Source organism: Delftia sp. CH05, from assembly GCF_009827015.1.
Classification (GTDB): domain Bacteria; phylum Pseudomonadota; class Gammaproteobacteria; order Burkholderiales; family Burkholderiaceae_C; genus Comamonas; species Comamonas tsuruhatensis.
This window is the reverse complement of the sequence record NZ_WUMG01000057.1, coordinates 22,369-39,682: the sequence shown is the minus strand read 5'-3', so window position 1 is coordinate 39,682 and position 17,314 is coordinate 22,369. Positions and strand designations below refer to the sequence as shown.

Below are 17,314 nucleotides of genomic sequence, written 5' to 3'. Positions count from 1 at the left end.
GGGGTGAGGCTTGCGAAACGTCCAGTCAAGCGCGGCACGAACGCACAGTCAAGCCGCCAGGGCTGCGAGCCCGCAAGATGGCCGGCAGTGCGCATCCACCCGTGCCACACGCTTGCATCAACATGGCTTTCAGCGCTTGATACACAAGTGCTGAAAGCATTTTTCATGGCCGATCGCGGCTGGGTGGAACACCGCTCCACCCACCCACCCCATCGCCATGAAAACCCTTGCCCTTCGAATTGCCATGCTGCTGCTGACGGTGGCGGCTTCAGTGTCTGCTGGTGCAGTCACGGTATTCGACAACCTGGCAGCCGCCAATGACCCGTGGCTCATCCAGCACAACTCCAGCTACCACACCAAACTGTGGGTGGCCAACCGCATTCCGATTGGCAGCCAGTCGCTGCGCATCACGCAGGTGAAGATGAATCTCACCCAGATCGACCAGTTCGAGCTGCAAGTGTGCGCAACCGACGCCAGCGCCGCCACGCCGTTCGTGGACATGACGGCCTGCGCCCCCTTCACCGCCGACGCGGCCACGCCGGGCATGCGCGTGTTCACGGGCGACCGCATCGTGGCGGCGGGCGACTTTGCCTGGGTGGTGGTGCGCAGCATCGGCCAGACCATGATCCGCCGCCAGATCACCACGGCCACCAACGACGGGCTGACCTGGTATTCAGGCGCGAGCCACAAGCCGGCCTGGGTGGCCGAGCCGCAGACCTCCATCGGGATGACGGTCGAGGCCGGCTCCGTGCAGCTCGATGGCGTGTGCGGCAGTGCCAGCAGCACCACGCCTCGCCGTTATCCGCCAGACGCCTTGCTGTGCAGCGTGGGCACGACCAGCGGCGTGATGGGTGAAACCTACTCCTTCTCCTGGGTGTGCCAGAGCAGCTACGGCGGCAACCCTTCGCCGCAATGCTCCGTGCCTCGCGCCTACCTCGTTACCTCCCAGGCCACGGGCGGCGGCAGCATCGAGGCGGGGCGCGATGTAGCGGCGGGGCAGCAGGCCAGCTTCACGCTCACCACGCCACCGGGCTATACGGTGCAGGTCAGCGGCTGCGGCGGATCGCTTGTGGGCAACACCTACACCACTGCGACCATTACCGGCAATTGCACCATCAGCGCCACCTTCGCCCCGCCGCCCACCAATGGCGCGTGTGGCAGCACTGCGCCTTCGCTCACCTTGCCAACCCTCTTGTGCAGCGCCGGTTCGGCCACCAACCAGTCTGCCGCGTCCGATGCCTTCCGCTGGAATTGCGCGGGCATCAGCGGCGGCACCACGGCCGCTTGCCTGGCACCGCGCCAGTACATGGTGACAGTCAACACGTATGCGGGCATTGCCAGCGCACAGTGCACCCCGAACCCCGTGACCCATGGCTCCAGCGCCACCTGCACGGCCACGGTGCACGACCCTGTCGCCCGCCCCTTCAGCGGTTGGGGCGGCGCCTGCAGCGGCACGGGGGCTTGCCAGCCCGTGGTTCTCGGGGCTACCACCGTCTCTGCCAACACGACGCTCATCACCTACGCCATCACTACCACTGCCACCACGGGCGGGAGCATGTCTTGCACGCCCAACCCCGTGCCCCACGGCCAGGCCGCTGGCTGCACTGCCACGCCGCAAATGGGCTTTCAGTTCACCGGCTGGACGGGCGATTGCGCGGGCACGGGTGCATGCCAGTTCACCAATGTGACCAGCGCGCACAGCGTGGGAGCCACCTTCGCGCCGATTACCTACGCCATCGCCACCCCTGCCGTCACCGGCGGCAGCGTGAACTGCACGGCCAACCCCGTGCCCCATGGGCAAGACACCATCTGCGTCGCCTCGCCCGCGATGGGCTACCACTTCACCCATTGGTCGGGCGATTGCGCGGGCACTGCCAGCGCGTGCATTCTCTACAACGTGACCAGCCCGCGCAGCGTGGGTGCCACATTTGTACTCAACACCTATTTCATCGGCATCGTCCCCGCCCCGGCCAACGGCACAGTCACCTGCACGCCCAACCCCGTCACCCACGGCCAGGATGCAAGCTGCACCGCCACGCCCGATGCGGGCTACCACTTCGCCAGTTGGTCGGGCGATTGCACGGGCACGGGGGCATGCCAGTTCACCAGCGTGACCGCGTCGCGCACCGTCTCGGCCACCTTCACGCCCAACACCCACTCCATCGCCACCCCCGCCGCCGTCAACGGCACGGTCACCTGCACGCCCAACCCCGTCACCCACGGCCAGGACGCAAGCTGCACCGCCACGCCCAATGCGGGCTATCACTTCACCAGTTGGTCGGGCGATTGCACGGGCACGGGGGCATGCCAGCTCACCAACGTGACCAGCCCGCGCAGCGTGGGTGCCACCTTCGCGCTGAACACCTATTCCATCGGCATCGTCCCCGCCCCGGCCAACGGCACAGTCACCTGCACGCCCAACCCCGTCACCCACGGCCAGGACGCAAGCTGCACCGCTACGCCCGATACGGGCTATCACTTCACCAGTTGGTCAGGCGATTGCGCGGGGGCGGGTGCATGCCAGCTCACCAACGTGACCAGCCCGCGCAGCGTGAGTGCCACCTTCGCGCTGAACACATACCCCATCAGCATCACCCCCGCCCCGGCCAACGGCACGGTCACCTGCGCGCCCAACCCCGTCACCCACGGCCAGGACGCAAGCTGCACCGCCACGCCCGATGCGGGCTATCACTTCACCAGTTGGTCAGGCGATTGCGCGGGCACGGGGGCATGCCAGCTCACCAACGTGACCAGCCCGCGCAGCGTGAGTGCCACCTTCGCGCTGAACACCTATCCCATCAGCATCGCCCCCGCCACCACCAACGGCACGGTCACCTGCACGCCCAACCCCGTCACCCACGGCCAGGACGCAAGCTGCACTGCCACGCCTGGTACGGGCTATCACTTCACCAGTTGGTCGGGCGATTGCGCGGGCACGGGAGCATGCCAGCTCACCAACGTGACCAGTCCGCGCAGCGTTTCGGCCACGTTCACCCACGACCCGGTCGATGCGATCTGCGGCTCAGCGGCCAACGGCGCTGTGGCCTTCAAGCCCATCGCGAATCTGTGCGCCACGGGCACGCCAGGGATAGTGCTATCCGCTGGCGGCCAACACAAATGGCAGTGCAGCGGTGAATATGGCGGCGCAGCGCAGCAGTGCAGCGCACCGTGGCAGGGTGCGGGCGGCAACGGCAATCTGGGGGCGGTGGAGGTGGATGGAGCGAACGGCTGGGAGATCAGCAGCGCCGCCTTTGCCTCCACCTTGCCCGCGCCCTTGCCGTCCCATGTGCGTGCGGTGCACGCGCCGCTGGGCCTGGTGCTGGGGCGTGTCGCTGGCAATGCAGATGCACAGGTGACCGTGCACTTCACCACACCAGTGCCGCAGGGGGCCGTTTACTACAAATACGGCCCCAGCCCCGATGGGCTGGGCTGCACCGGCGCTGCCTGCGCGCTGCCGCACTGGTATGCGCTGCCCGGCGCGCAGTTTGCACCCGACGGCCTGAGCGTGACCTTCACCCTGGCCGATGGCGGCGTGGGTGACAGCGATTCCGTGCCCAACCAGATCACCGACCCCGGCCTGCCCGTGCTGCTGGCCCCGCAGGCCATCCCCGCGCTCGGCCCCTGGGCGCTGGCGTTGCTTTCGCTGCTGGCAGCGGGTCTGGTGGCGGTGCGTTGCCGAGCGTCGAGCAGTGGTTGCGCACCGCCGATCAGAAAGTGAAGCCTTGGCTTGCAGCGGCAGCAACCCCGCACTGTGGACTGCTGCCCCTTGGTTGACGCTCAGATAGACGGTCGGCAACCACCGTTTTGGTAGGCTTTGAATTTGATGGGTAGACAACCAGATACAGGCATGAATTTGAAATTTAAGCGGCTCACTGAAGTTGATCCGGCTCACATTGTTTCGCTGAACAACAATCCAGATGTGCTGCGACAAATGCCGCTTGGCAGTGCGAATTTCGACCTGGCGAAAGCAAATGAATGGGCTCGGCAAAAGGATGCCCAGTGGCAGCAATACGGCTATGGGCCATGGGCGTTTGAAATTGATCAGCAATTTGCCGGCTGGGGCGGTTTGCAGTACGAGGAAGGTGATGCCGACCTCGCTTTGGTGCTTCACCCCAAATTCTGGGGAAGTGGCAAAGCCATCTATCAAGAGATAGTGAAACGTGCATTCACTGGCTTGGGACTGAGCTCCATCACAATTTTGCTGCCACCTTCAAGAACCAGAATAAAAGGGATTCTCAAGCTGGGATTTCGGCCAGATGGCGCATTGGATATTCAGGGGACTCGCTTTTTGCGCTATCGCCTGCATGCACCCGGCAAACCCGCTTGACCAGATCTTTGGGCAGCGCGTCTTGATCCCGCGCGCTCATACCTTGGCGAGGAAGGCCGCCGCATCACCCGCTTCACACTTCCAGTCTGCGAAGACCCCAACCAGATTGCATTCCACGCAGCGGCAAGCGATGTAGTACCAGCGCACGTCGTGTGTGCCTTCGTACACGGAGACGCCGGACATCAGTTCGAACGTCTCGTTCTCGCACACGCACTCGTGTGCCTCAGGGGTGGCCTCTTCAACATGTTCCGCGCTGTCGCCCATCAGGTGTTCCTGCCCGCAGTCGGTGCAGGTGCGGATGGCCACGCCGGCTTCTTCATCCGTCTGCAGCGCAAAAGTCCGGCATCCGCAATCGCATTTGGACGAGGCAAACCGGACGGCCTCATGGCGATTCGCAACGCTGTAGCTGCGCAGCTCGGCTTGGGTGTCGCCGGACGTTGTCCCGTACCAGAACTCGCCCTTCTTCGTCAGTGCCATTGATACTGTTCCCTTCTTCAAGTTGGGCTTCCCGGCAGACCTGACGCCAAGCTTTCCCGATCGTCTGGATTTTGCCTGAAGGCACGGTGAATCTTCGTCAAGGGGCCGGGCAGCTCTCAGCCTCAAGCAGCCGCACCGAATGCCGGCTCTACAGCGATGGCAGATCCTGACCGGGCGCACCGCAATCCGTGCGGGGATGTGCGTGTCAGCGTTCCCTGCGCAGCTGTCTGGCACTGGCCAACAGGAATGCGCGCGTGCCCGGCGCGCCCAGCCCATCGAGTGCGCCACCATCTTGCGCGCCCATGGCCAGCCAGGCTTGCATTGCGGCCTGCGCCACCTCCAGATGAAACTCTTTCAGCAGCAGGCGGACAAGCGGTGCCCCCGCCGCAGGGTCCGCGATCTGCCCCAGCGCCATGGCCGCTGCCTGGCGGCGGCGCGCGTTGGGGCTGCTCAGTTGATCGATCAGTGCAGGCACAACCGCCTGGTCGCCCAGACTGCCCAGACGGCCCAAGGCTTCCAATATCTCTTCGGTGGCGAGGTCGGCCTGCAGCGCCCGTATCAGGTCGGGAATCGCCTCGCGCGTGGCTGCCTTCGCCAGCGTTTCGGTGATCAGCCGGGCATCAGCCGGCGATTCGGCTTGCAGCAATGCCGCAGCCAGCGCCGCGCTGGCCTCGGCGCTGGGCGTGGCTGACAGCGACAGCATGGCGGCGTCCCGCAACGGGTTGCGGCGGACCATCAGAGGCGCCAGCAAACCGGCCCCCTGGGGGTCGCGGAATTCGGCAAGCGCCATCACGTAGCGGTATCGCAAGCTGTCGCCGGCTGCCTGGGCTGCAGCGATCAGCGCAGGCAATACGTCAGCCCCTTGCGCTGCCAGCGCTTTGCAGACGTGGTGGACGTATTCGTTGCGGATGCCGGGTATCAGCCCCAGGAGCAGGGCCTGCACCTGGGGGCCGCGAAGATTCTGGCAGGCGTACGCCACGGCGCTGGCATTCCAGTGGTGGGGGTCGTCCGCCAATGCCTTCGCGAAGCCTTCGAAACCCTCTGCTGAGCCCATCAAGGCCAGCGCTTCGGCCACGCCCACGGCGTCGCCGCCGCACAGCTGGGGCAGCATGGCGCGCAGATGCTGGGCCGCTTCCTGGGGCGCGGTGCGCGCCAGCTGCAGCGCGGCGGCTCGGCGTACCTGCAGCGACGCCGTGCGCAACCCTGCGCGGGGCCACTGCGACTCGCCGGGCCCTTGCAGCTGGGCCAACACCTCGGCCAGCTCGTCGGCATCGCGCGGTGTCCTTGCCTGCTCCAGCGCGGCCATCAGTTCAGGCACGGCTTCCTGCGCCTTCAGCGGGCCCAGCGCCGGTGCTGCAACGGTCACTCCGGCACGCAGCAGTGGCGCGATCGCACGCGCGTCGCCCAACTCGCCAAGCACCTTGACCAATGCCGTCCTCAGCTCCCGCGGCATCCCGCGGCGCGGGTGTTCAAGCGTCTCGATCAGCGGGACCACGGCTGCCGTATCGCCCAGGCGCCCCAGTGCGCTGATGCAGGTCCCGCGGACTCTGGCGTCCGCATCGTGGAGTCCTTCCATCAGCAGGTCCAGGCAGGCGTGTGTGGATTTCTGGACCACCGCGCTGCACAGCGTGTTGATCACCTCGCCAAAGTCTTTCTTTTTGTCGGTCTCCTCACGCCGCAGCGTGCGGATGGCCTCCAGCAGGTCGGCGATCCAGTGTTCGTCGGCGTGGCTGTGAATGGATGTCGCCGCATACTCGCGCACCGCTGCGCTGCGGTGGCCCAAGGCCTTGAACAAAGGCGCCCGGGCCTGTGGCGAGGAGATACGGCCCAGGTACATGCAGCCCGAGCAGGCTTCGTCAACGCTCTTGGACTTGGCCATGCGCAGGTACAGGGGCAGGCCCTCATTGGAGGGACGGATCAACAAGGCCTGCCTGGCCGCGTCAGCCACCTTTGCGTCTTCGTCCAGCGTCGCGCTCACCAGGAGCGCGGGAGCGCGGTCCGCCAGCTCCAGCAGTGCATTTCGGGCCAGGGGCAGCTGATTTGCCGGCGCGGACCTCATGAATGTCGTGATGGCCTCGAAAGCCACTGCGGGGGCGGCGCAGGACAGCGCTTGCAGCGCCATGAACACATCGACGTTTTTTGTGGAGCTCTGCAGCTGCTCTGCGAGTGCCTGGCTTGGGTTGTCGTTCATAAGTACTGGAAGGGCCGGTCCGGATTGCCCTGGTTCTGCTTGTCCGAGAAGACCACCAGCACAGGCTCGTCTGGCGCGCCCTGCATCATAGGTGCCGCCCCAGGACCGCCACTGGACAAGTCGTCCACCGGTCGACCGGCCGGTCAGGCCTTGGCATCCGGCCGCTTTTGGCCGACCCCATCCGCCCGATCACCTTGTCCCACCATCCACCCACGCCATCCCAGCCCCCCGGTTCACATGCCGCTGCCTGCCCACGACAAACTCCGAATCCAGCGTGGCCAGTGCGACGGAGATCCATGCGCCTTCTTCGTAATGCTGGCTGTGCCATGACAGCGATGAGCCGCATTGCTGGCAAAAGCAGCGCGTGATGCCGGGCGATGAGGCAAAGGAGCGCAATTGCTCCTGGCCCCGGGTGAAGACAAGGTCCTTTGCCGGCACGCTGCCGTAGGTGGCGAATGCGGCACCGTGGGCCTTCTGGCAGATGCGGCAGTGGCAGTGCGAGACGGCCTGGGGCGTGGAGCGCAGTGCATAGGCGATGGCGCCGCACAGGCAGCTGCCGGTCAGGGCAAGAGGGGGGCTATCCGGGGCGTTGCTCATGGTCGGGCGGGCACGAAAAAAGGCGCATGCCATTGTGCATGCGCCCCAATGCCGCGACAGGGATGCGCGGCAACCCCAGGAGTCATCCGTTTCGTCAGTCGCCGATGACCTGCAGCCCGCTGCCGTCCCCATGCGCCTGCAGGCACATTCTTCCGAGGTCGTTGAGAAAGCGCAGCACCGGCATCTCGCCCACGCAGGCGGGGATGGCGGCCATGATGTCGTTGTGCAGTTCCAGCAACTGGTCCGAGGCCACGAACATGGCGGCGGATTCGCCGTAGTAGTGCCGCCAGAAGTCCTGCAGCAGGCCGTGGCGGGCCTTGCCGACGACCAGGGGATAGCCGTTTTCCCAGACCTGTGCGTCCATGGAAAGGCTGGCCAGGCCAGGGTCAACGGGCCGCGCGCTGGCGGGGATCAACAGTACACGTCGCATGTCCATGCTCATTTGCGGTTTCCAGGTGCGCCAGTGGACTCGGGCAACCCGGTCCGGGAGGAGGGTGAGAGGTCCTTGCCGCAGGCGGCAGGAACCGGTTCCCACTTTATTGACGTGTGCACAACAAGAAAATTACAGCTGATTACATACGGCGAGCGATGCGCCGTGTGCCTGCCGTTCTCCGTTGCAGTTCGCCGTTCAGGCGCTGCGCGCCCCGCCCTCGATCTCGAACGCAAAGTCCCCGAAGCGCAGGCTGCCGCGCCGTCGCTCCACCAGGGCCGGCAAGGCCGCGCATTCGGGCAGGGCGCTGAGGATCTGGTGCTTGGCTCGGAAGATCTGGATGTTCACGTACGACGAATCCACGCCCAGCATGCGCGAGAGCGCGTCGAGCTCTATCCAGCCCTGGCTTGCGGGGGCCAGGCCCTTGTGGGCGTCCTGCTGGCGCACGCGGGCCAGGGTGACCAGGGTGTAGTGGTGTATGCGTTCACCCAGCGCGATGGGCTTGCCGTCGCTCATGACGGTCAGGCTGGCGTGCTCCTCGTTCTGGCTGACGTGGAAGCGAAAGGACACGTCCGGCGGCTTGGGCGCATGCGGGTCGAAGCTGCTTTCCCGCGTGGATTCCAGGTCGTCGCATTGCACGAATTCCCAGCTGCCTGCGGAGGTGTGGACCATGGCGCCGTCCACCAGGGGCTCGGTGCCGTCGCCGGACTCCAGCAGCCAGCGGCCGTCTTCGAAGAAGACGTTGGCTTCGGGCTCCTGGGCGTCGGGCAGCAGGGTGCCGCGCGGGTTCAGGGCCAGGGGGGCGTCCTGGGGCAGGCCCGGGCCGGGGCTCAGGCAGGTGACGGGCGGTCCCAGGTCTTGCACGGTCCAGGCCGCTTCTGCGCCTTCGCCCATGCTGAGCCTGGCGCCCACGGTCAGTACGGTCCAGCGGCCGGCGACCAGGCGCACGCCGTTGAGCATGGTGCCGTTGCGGCTCTGGTCCACGATTTCCCAGGTCTGCCGGTTCCAGCGGAACAGGGCGTGGACCTGGGAGACGTCGGGCGCCTTCATGACGGTCTGGCAGACCGAGGGGTGGCGGCCGAAGGTATGCAGGGGCCGCAGCACGACGATGCTGCCGTCGAGTTGGTTACGAAAGAGGGCCATCGCCTCGAATTCTCCTTGGGGCTTGTGTGAACAGGGGGTGGGCTGGGGGCGCATTGGCCCGGAGCCGGCAGCCTGTTGCCAAGCCGAGAGAGTACATGCCCGCTGCGCGTTTCAGTTTGTCAAACGTACAGCGCCTGCGGATTGAACTCGGATTCCTGCAGCGGCCGGCTGCGCCAGCCCAGGGCCACGGGCACGTCGCGCAGCCGTGGATTGCCCAGTTCCGGCCAGATATGGCACAGGCCCGGAACCACGACCTTGACGGTGTACAGAGGGATGTCGGGGCGCGAGTGGTCGTAGACGATGGTTTCCAGGCCCAGGCCCCGTGCGATGTCCACGCAGTGCGCAATGGCCCGGGCAATGTCCGGCGGCGCGGTGTCCGCCTGCTGCGCAGGCTGTTGCGGCGGCGCATCGGTGCCGTCCAGCGGATGCAGAAAGGCCTGCACCTGCTGCGGCACGGCAAAGCCCTTGCCCGCCGCGATCAGCTGGCTGATTTCGGTGAGGGCGCGTTCGCAGGCCAGGGCGCGGTCCAGGCTGCAGCCAAAGCCCACGGCCCAATGGCCGGTATCCGCGTGGCGGCCCACGCAGACCACGACCGGTATGCCGAAGTCATGGGTGATGTCCAGCAGCCAGTACGACCATTGCGGGCCGCAGCTGCGCGCCAGGCGCTGGCGCGTGGCTGCGGCGATGCCGTCCAGCGCGATGGCGGGCCTGCGGATCTGGCCGTACCACCAGATGGCGGCGGCGTCGCGTTCCACCAGTTCCATGAAGCCTTGGAGGATGGCCTCTTCCCGTGTGTTGCCTGCGGCGCAGCCGTTGGAGGTCCAGCCGACATGGTGCAGGCTTTGCGCGGGCGCATGGGCCAGGCAAAAGCCCAGCGGCAGGTAGCGGCGCGCATCGGCGGTCAGGGACCAGGCGGGCGCCCACCACAGGGGGTCGCCCTGGCCGGCGCCGGGGGCCACGGCATGCGGCGGCCTGTCGGTGGCAAAGCGGGCGGTCTGCCGGTCGCTGAAGCGGGCCAGTTCCGTGGGCGCGATGCAGGGCGCATCCAGCTGCGCGGCGGGGGCGACGACCACGGCTTCATCGCCCTGGTGGAAGGCGGCGTAGCGCTCCACGGCTTCGCACATGGCGCTGGCGCGGGCCTGCATGGCCGACAGGCCCTTGCCCAGGCACAGCTGTGTCGGGGGGGCTGCCAGGAAGCCGCTGCCAGGCGCGGGCGTTCTGAAGATTTCGCTGCGGTAGACGGTGAGCGCTTCGTCTGTCTCGGCCGTCAGCGGCGTGACCCGGGCAATCACGCCGGTCAGCGGGCTGACGTGCCGGGACAGGCGCTGCACCGTGGTCTCGGCCGGCACGCTGCGCCAGCCGCCGTCGGCGCGCGCGGCATGCGTGCCGGGAACTGGCGCAATGGGTTCGCGTTGGCGCAGTGCCATCAGCCCCGGTGTGCCGCAGTGCGGGCATTGTGGGCGGGCGGCCACCGGGTGGGGCTGGTCAGGCTCCAGCGTCCACACGTTTTGCGCCGCATCGGTGTGCGCCAGCAGGCGCTGCACCATGGGCAGCAGGGCCTGCAGCCGCGTGGCGATGAGGTCGGCGCCGGCGCGCACGGGCGGGCAGCGGCCGCTGTCGTGCGGCGGGCCGCCTTGCGCGGCGCGTGCGGGATGGTTGCGTTGCCAGCGGTGCGCCAGGCAATGCCAGCAGGCCGATGCGGTGCCGGCATGGGGCGTGAACAAGGGCCCGGCCATGGCCTGCTCGCCCGCGGGCCGGACCAGCAGCCAGGGCCGGCCTGCGGCACGCTGGCCGGCGTCGATGGCGCCCAGGCGCGGGTCCAGGTAGTCGTCGCAGAAAACGATGGTGAGCGGGGCGGGGGCGGGTGACTGCGTGGCCACGGCCGCAGCCCAGTGGCAGGCGGCTGTGCTGTCCAGCGCTGCAGTCAGCAGGACGATGTCGATCTGCTCCGATGCCTGCAGGCGCACGGGCGGGGCCGAGAAATCCGGTTGCAGATAACCGTGGCCGTTCAAGTCGCTGTGCAGCACCGGCTGGACCAGGCCCTGGCGCAGCAGGGCGCCCAGGGCGTGCAGCATCTGCGCAAGCGGTGCATCGGGCGCTGTGGCGCAGTGCTGCATGAGGCTGGTGCCGGCCTGCAGCGGGGCGTTGAGCGCCAGCACGGCGGCGGAGCCCAGGGCCAGGGTGTCGCGTTCGCTGGTCAGCAAAAGGCGGTCGCCCTGCTGCACGGGGGACAGGAATTTCTCGTGCCAGCGGAAGGCGTCGGCAAAAAGGTCCGGGGCCGCAGGCTCAGGCAAGGGACGGGGCTCCCAGTTCAAGGCGGACGACGGCATACGGGTGCTGGCCGGTGGTGGCGTGGAAGGCGGTCTCGAACAGCTGGTGCTGCTGCGAGAACCGGGCATACAGGTGCTCCTGCAGGCTGATGCGGATGGCGGGGTGGATGCGCTCCATCTGGGCGCCGTCCGCAAAGCCGGAGACGACGGGCAGCCGCATGCCGCCCACCTGCATGGGCAGCCGTGCAAGGGCAGGGTGCACATGGTCGAGCACCACGGTGCACGGCGGGCTGCCGGGCGCGGCAAAACGCTGGGCCAGCTGCTGCAGCATGGCCTCCAGCGGCGCCTGGGGAAGGTAGGGGCAGACGCCTTCGAGCAGCACCAGAACGGGCTGGCTGCCGGGCAGGGCGGCGGCGTCCAGCCAGGAGGTGTCGAGGATGGAGCAGGCAAGGCGGGTTTCGTCGCCGTCCATGTATTGATTGCGCAGCGCAATGGCGTCGGGCAGGTCCACGTTCAGCCAGCGTGCGGTGCCGGCCAGGGCCGCCAGGCGGCTGCGCCGCGTGCACAGGCCCGCGCCCAGCGCAATGCACAGGCCGGACGGATGCGCGCTCAGGAATTGCGTGGTGAGCCGGTCGAACAGCTGCGTGCGCAGCACCACGCTGCGCACAAAGGCGGGGTCGGCGGCGTGCGCCTCGCTGGCCTGGGGCAGCGCCGCCGCGATGCGGCACGCCTCGGGGTCGGCAAAGGGCGGCAGGTCGTGCAGCTCCGGGGGAGCTGCCGCACCTGCAGCGCGGGCACGTGCCGCCAGCGTCAGCAGCAAGGTGGCCGTGGCCCCTTGCAGCTGCGCCGGTGCCGTATCAGCAGGTGAAGGGATAGGCGTCACCGGTGTTGTTGTAGGAGGTGAGGGCGATGGCCCACAGGTCCTGCTCGGCGGGTGCCACCGGGTAGTTCAGCACGATGCCGTTCTTGATGGCCGTGCCGTCTGCGCGCTGCAGGTTCCACTCGCCGCGCGCGGCGTCCCAGGTGAAGGCCTGTTCGGTCTCGAAGCGGACCTGGAAGTTGAACGGGTTGTTGTAGCCCAGCCATTGGCTCAGCACGGGGGCCTTGTCCTTGCCGTCGTCACGCGTCAGCTCCGCGTGGAACTCGGGCGACTGCCAGGCCAGGGCGATGGCGCGCAACACCACGCCGCCGAAGGCCAGCAGCGAGTCGGGGCCGCCGCCGGGGATGCCCAGGCCCGTGGGCAGGGCAGCCCTGAGCATGCCGTTGTTCGGTTCCTCGAACGAGGTGCTCACGCCCATGAAGTTGGGGAACAGCTGGTAGTAGGCGGCCAGGGCCTCGGAGGCATGGGTCTGGGGCGCCTGGGGCAGGACGATGACGAATTCATCGTCGGGACCGATCCAGCCGGCCGTGAGCACGGGCTTCCATTCGGCGCGCTGGGTGGGGTCGTCGCTCAGGCGCAGCGACACATCGACCTGGGGCCACTGGGTCGGCAGGTTGAAGTCGCGGTGCAGCATGGGCTGGATGTCGCGCTGCCCCAGCAGGTCACGGCGGTAGGCGTCATCCTGCCAGGAGCGGGCGATGGCCCGCAGGTAGGCAAGGCGGAATGCGAGCAACGGTTCAGTATTCTGCAGCTGGGTGGTCATGTGACTTCATCCTCGGTTCAAGAAAAATGCGCCTGGCCGGGCAGGGGCCCGGACAGGTGCACGGACAGTTCAGGCCGCAGCGCGGCCAGCTCACTCAGGCGCGCGGCCACGTCCGGCCTGGCGGGTGCCAGGGCCTGCGACAGGGCCAGTGCCTCGGTTTCGGTGCGGTACTTGCCGGCAGTGCGCGCAGTCCCGGCCGCCTGGGCCAGGCTGTCCTGCACGGCCGCGTGGTCGGCGCCCATGGCCAGCAGGAAGCGGGCCTTCTTCAGGTGCAGCTCGCTGCTGTGCAGCCGTTCGTCCAGCACGTCGGCCAGGCGCAGGCATTCGTCGATCTTGTCCAGGGCCTCGGTCCAGCGCCCGCTGGCCGCCAGCATTTCGGCGACGAAGGAGCGGTAGTAGGTCTGGCAGTAGCGGCAGCCCATGTCCCAGAGCACCTGCGCCGTTGCGCTGGCGCGCGCTATGCCTTCGCTGTCTTCGCTTGCCGTGCCCTCGCCCAGGGCCCAGCAGCGGATGATGTCCGCATAGCCCGAGAACGCTGGCAGGCCGTAGCGGGCCGTGATGTCCAGCAGCTCGCCCGTGGTGGCCAGCGCGCTGGCCCGGTCGCCGCGCGCCTGGTGGACCAGGCCCTGGTAGAGCAGGGCCATGCTCAGCGAGGGAATGTGCGAGACCTCGTGCGCCAGGCGCACGGCGTCGGCCGCATCGGCCAGCGCGGCCTGCCCGAAGCCGGCGAACCAGCGCACCAGGGCGCGCCCGCAGGTGGCCCAGACACGGGTGTCGAAGCCGAACTCGGCCGCATGGTGGGCATGGGCCACGGGGTCGTAGCGGGTGATGGCGTCGGTCAGCGCTTCTTCGGCCTGCTCGAATCGGCCGTCGGAGTAGTGGGCCAGTCCCAGGTAGGTCTGGGCGGCCACCAGCACGCCCGTGTCCTGCTGGCGCACGGCCTGCTCCAGCAGCCGGTGGCTGAGCTGGCGCACTTCCTCGCGGTTGCTGGCCACGTGGTGGTAGGTGATCAGCATCCACAGGTGCTGCACCTGCTTGTAGTCGGCCACGGCGTTGGCGCCCGGGCCGGCCAGCAGCTCCTGCGACAGCGCGATGCTTTCCACCACCTGGGCATGGGCCCAGCCGTGCTTGTTCATCAGCGCCTGGGTCACGTAGCTGTTGACGTCCAGCCGCGCCTCGCGCTGGGCCACGCCCTGGAGCTGTTGCAGCCAGTCGTCGATGTGGCGCGCGTAGGCAATGGTTTCATCGTTGAGCGAGCGCAGCTGGGTGATGCGCAACTGCCGCACGGCCAGGGCCACGGCCTGGGCGTGGTCTCCGGCGTCCGCCCAGTGCTGGGCCACGCCTGCGGGTTCCGCCGCAACGCGCTGCGGCTGGTGCTGCATCAGGGCCAGGGCCACGTCGCGGTGCAGCAGCCGGCGCTGCGATACCAGCATGCATTCGTAGGCCGTGTCGCGGATCAGCGCGTGGCGGAACATGAAGGCGCCGGCGCCCGCACGTTCATCGGCAATGACCAGGCCGGCCTGGCCCAGCTGCGCCAGTTCCTGCTCGACCTCGCCTTGCGGGCGTTCCACGCAGGCGCACAGCAGGTCGAACTCGAAGTGCCGGCCCATGGTGGCGGCCAGCTGCAGCAGGGGCTTGAGCGGGCCGATGCGGTCAAAGCGGCTGACCAGCGAGTCGCGCAGCGTGAGCGGAATGGCGGCCGGCAGCCCGGCATGGCGAAAGTCCCAGACGCCGTCTTCCTCCACCAGGTGGGCATCCAGCAGCATGCGCGCCATTTCCTGGATGAACAGCGGCACGCCGTCGGTGCGCTCCACCACGTGGCGGATCACGGCGGGGCTGAGCCGGCGCGGTGCCAGCGTCTGGCGGGCCAGTTCGGTGGCCTGGGCGTCTTCCAGCCGCCGCACGTCCACGCAGTCGGCCTGCAGGCCTTCGGGCGGTTGCCACTGCGGACGCGCCGTGAGCACCAGCAGCACGCGCCGCCCGGGCAGGCGCGCTACCAGTTGCTCCAGCAGTTCGATGCTGGTGGGGTCGGCCCAGTGCACGTCCTCGACGACCAGCAGCAGGGGCTCGGCTTCGGACATGTGCAGCAGCCATTGCGCGGTGGACTGCAGCAGCAGCGCCCTTTGCATGACGGCCGAGATGCGGCTGGGCTCGCAGTCGCCCAGGGGCAGCGAGAGCCAGGCGCACAGAATGGGCAGGGCGGCCTCGGCATCGCAGCCTGCGGCGCGCAGGGCTTCGCGCATCTGCTCGCGGTGGTCCTGCGGGGGATCGGCCGCCTCCAGCCGCTGCCGTATCAGGCCCAGGAAAGGGGTCAGCGCGGTGTTGCGGTGCTCGGGCTGGCATTGCAGCACCACGGTGTTCGCGCCCTGTGTCCTGGCGTGGACGAGCAGCATGTCGGCCAGGCAGGATTTGCCGATGCCCGGCTCGCCGCGAATCCACAGCGCATTGCCCCCGGCTTCGCGGGCCCGCGCCCATGCGTCGTGCAGGCGTTGCAGTTCGGGTTCGCGGCCTATGCACTGCAAGGCTGCATCGGACACAGGTCCCTGCAGTAGCTCGGCTGGCTGCTCCAGCTCCAGGCGATAGGTCTGCATGCCCGTGGGCTGGCCGGGCAGGCGCAGGCTGCCGGCCTTCTCGAAGCGCGCATGGCGCGACAGCAGGCGGTGGCTGCTTTCGCTGGCCAGCAGGGTGCCCGCATCGGCGATGGCCTCCAGCCGCATGGCCACGTTGACGGCATGGCCCGAGGGCGCTTCGCCGCCGACCACCACGGCCATGCCGGTGTGCAGGCCCATGCGGATTCCGAGGTGCAGTCCGTGGACCTGCTCGATGGCAGCCGCGCGGCTGCGGCTGAGCGTCAGCAGCTCCTGCGCCGTCATGCCGGCCTGGCGGGCATCGGTGTCGCTGGTGTGCGGGTAGCCGAAGAGCACCAGCATGCGGTCGCCCAGCGTGCCCGCCAGCATGCCGCCGCGCCGGGTGGCAACGTCGGAGAACAGCGTGAGTTCCTCGCGCTGCAGCAGTTCGATGTCTTCGATGTTCAGTGCCTGCGAGGGCTGGCCTGCGGTGCGTGCCGCGCTGTCCATGGCGTCGGCATCGCTGCCGGGCCACAGCGACACGCTGCAGCACAGCACGGTCAGCTGCCGCACTTCCGAGAAAACGCGCGTGGTGGCCACGGTGCGGGTGAGGTCCGCCTGCTGCACCTGGGCGGCGGCGGGCAACTGGCCCACCAGATCGTCCAGCCGCACGCGCATGAGGTCCCTGAGCAGGGCCGCCGCCGAGTCGCTGCGCTCCGCAGGCCGCTTCTTGAGCGCCTTGCGCAGCAGGGCGGCGATGGGGTGGGTGGAGATGGCCGGCGGCAGCTGCACTTCCTGCGGGCTGAGCTGGCGGTGCACGATCTCGGCCACCGAGGCGCCCTGCACGGCGGGCGTGCCCGTCAGGCATTCGAGGAACATCAGCCCCCAGGCATACAGGTCGGTGCGGGCGCTGGGCGGCTCGCCGCGCAGCTGCTCGGGGGCGCTGTAGGCGGGCGTGCCAAGGCATTCGTCGCCCATGGTGAGCTGCGAGACCTGCGGGCCGGCAAACTGCGGGATCACGGTGCCAATGCCGAAGTCCAGCACCATGGCGTGGCGCACCGCGCCCGTGGAGGTGACCATCACGTTGTCGGGCTTGAGGTCGCGGTGCACGATGCCGGCGGCATGCGCGCAGTCCAGCGCATCGAGCACCTCGGCCATGAGGCGGCCAGCCTCGGCGGCAGTCAGCACGCCCTGGCGGCGGATCAGGCTCTTGAGGGTCTCGCCGGGCACATATTCGAAGACGCCGTAGACGCAGTCGCCTTGCTCGCCCTTGTCCAGCAACTGGACGATGTGCGGATGGTGCAGGGACGCGCACAGCATGGTCTCGCGGTGGAAGCGCTCCACCTGGCGGCCGCCTTCCTGCAGCCTGACGACCTTGATGGCCACCGATGCACCCGTGCGCCGGTGTCGCGCACGGTAGACGGTGCCGTAGCCACCCGATCCCAAGGTTTCCAGCAGTTCGTAATCGGGTATTTCCAGGGGGGCTGGCGCCACCGGGGTCACCGCAGCTTGCGTGGGGTTGGTGATGGCATCGTGCATTTCAGCCTCGGTTGGGTATCCTCCTGGAGGGTATCCAGTCGTCCATTTGTCATACGGCAGACCGTGCTTTTGATACCGTTCGTTACTATAGCGTACGTCCGAATGCAATTGCCTGTTTTTGCCTACGTGC

11 protein-coding genes are annotated in these 17,314 nt (G+C 68.1%); 2 read left to right on the top strand and 9 right to left on the bottom strand.

The genetic code is table 11. The features are described from left to right. Window positions 1-217: 217 nt before the first annotated feature. Together GRX31_RS27200 and GRX31_RS27195 are read left to right on the top strand one after the other, a co-directional pair. The gene (locus GRX31_RS27200) at window positions 218-3,718 is read left to right on the top strand and encodes an IPTL-CTERM sorting domain-containing protein (protein ID WP_237426793.1); all 3,501 of its coding nucleotides are present in this window, start codon (window positions 218-220) and stop codon (window positions 3,716-3,718) included. A 129-nt stretch (window positions 3,719-3,847) separates the two neighbouring features. After that, window positions 3,848-4,327 (top strand): GNAT family N-acetyltransferase, encoded by a 480-nt coding sequence (locus GRX31_RS27195; RefSeq protein ID WP_074922909.1) that lies wholly within the window; start codon window positions 3,848-3,850, stop codon window positions 4,325-4,327. Between the two features lie 36 nt (window positions 4,328-4,363). Here GRX31_RS27195 and GRX31_RS27190 read toward each other — a convergent pair whose 3' ends face one another. The 9 genes from GRX31_RS27190 to GRX31_RS27150 all read right to left on the bottom strand — a co-directional run bounded on the left by GRX31_RS27190 (window position 4,364) and on the right by GRX31_RS27150 (window position 17,184). Beyond that, entirely contained in the window at window positions 4,364-4,804 is a 441-nt protein-coding gene (locus GRX31_RS27190) for a hypothetical protein (protein ID WP_043793056.1), read from the bottom strand. A gap of 205 nt (window positions 4,805-5,009) precedes the next feature. Continuing rightward, the gene (locus GRX31_RS27185; protein WP_237426794.1) at window positions 5,010-6,926 is read right to left on the bottom strand and encodes a HEAT repeat domain-containing protein; all 1,917 of its coding nucleotides are present in this window, start codon (window positions 6,924-6,926) and stop codon (window positions 5,010-5,012) included. Window positions 6,927-7,184: 258 nt separating this feature from the next. After that, window positions 7,185-7,592 carry a GFA family protein gene (locus GRX31_RS27180; protein ID WP_016446377.1) on the bottom strand — a complete coding sequence of 136 codons (408 nt, stop codon included), beginning with the start codon at window positions 7,590-7,592 and terminating at the stop codon, window positions 7,185-7,187. A 94-nt stretch (window positions 7,593-7,686) separates the two neighbouring features. Then, the gene (locus GRX31_RS27175) at window positions 7,687-8,022 is read right to left on the bottom strand and encodes a hypothetical protein (RefSeq protein WP_223275358.1); all 336 of its coding nucleotides are present in this window, start codon (window positions 8,020-8,022) and stop codon (window positions 7,687-7,689) included. Between the two features lie 198 nt (window positions 8,023-8,220). After that, on the bottom strand, window positions 8,221-9,165 hold the full coding sequence (locus GRX31_RS27170; protein WP_016446376.1) for an FHA domain-containing protein: 945 nt from the start codon (window positions 9,163-9,165) through the stop codon (window positions 8,221-8,223). A gap of 119 nt (window positions 9,166-9,284) precedes the next feature. Beyond that, entirely contained in the window at window positions 9,285-11,495 is a 2,211-nt protein-coding gene (locus GRX31_RS27165) for a TOMM precursor leader peptide-binding protein (protein ID WP_160855745.1), read from the bottom strand. Next, window positions 11,452-12,318 (bottom strand): class I SAM-dependent methyltransferase, encoded by an 867-nt coding sequence (locus tag GRX31_RS27160; protein WP_337193986.1) that lies wholly within the window; start codon window positions 12,316-12,318, stop codon window positions 11,452-11,454. Before GRX31_RS27160 ends, GRX31_RS27165 begins: the two co-directional genes overlap by 44 nt. Beyond that, window positions 12,293-13,078 carry a BMA_0021/BMA_0022 family TOMM bacteriocin gene (locus GRX31_RS27155; RefSeq protein ID WP_016446373.1) on the bottom strand — a complete coding sequence of 262 codons (786 nt, stop codon included), beginning with the start codon at window positions 13,076-13,078 and terminating at the stop codon, window positions 12,293-12,295. The genes GRX31_RS27160 and GRX31_RS27155 overlap by 26 nt, the downstream gene beginning before the upstream one ends. A gap of 17 nt (window positions 13,079-13,095) precedes the next feature. After that, entirely contained in the window at window positions 13,096-17,184 is a 4,089-nt protein-coding gene (locus GRX31_RS27150) for a TOMM system kinase/cyclase fusion protein (RefSeq protein WP_160855743.1), read from the bottom strand. Window positions 17,185-17,314: the final 130 nt, after the last annotated feature.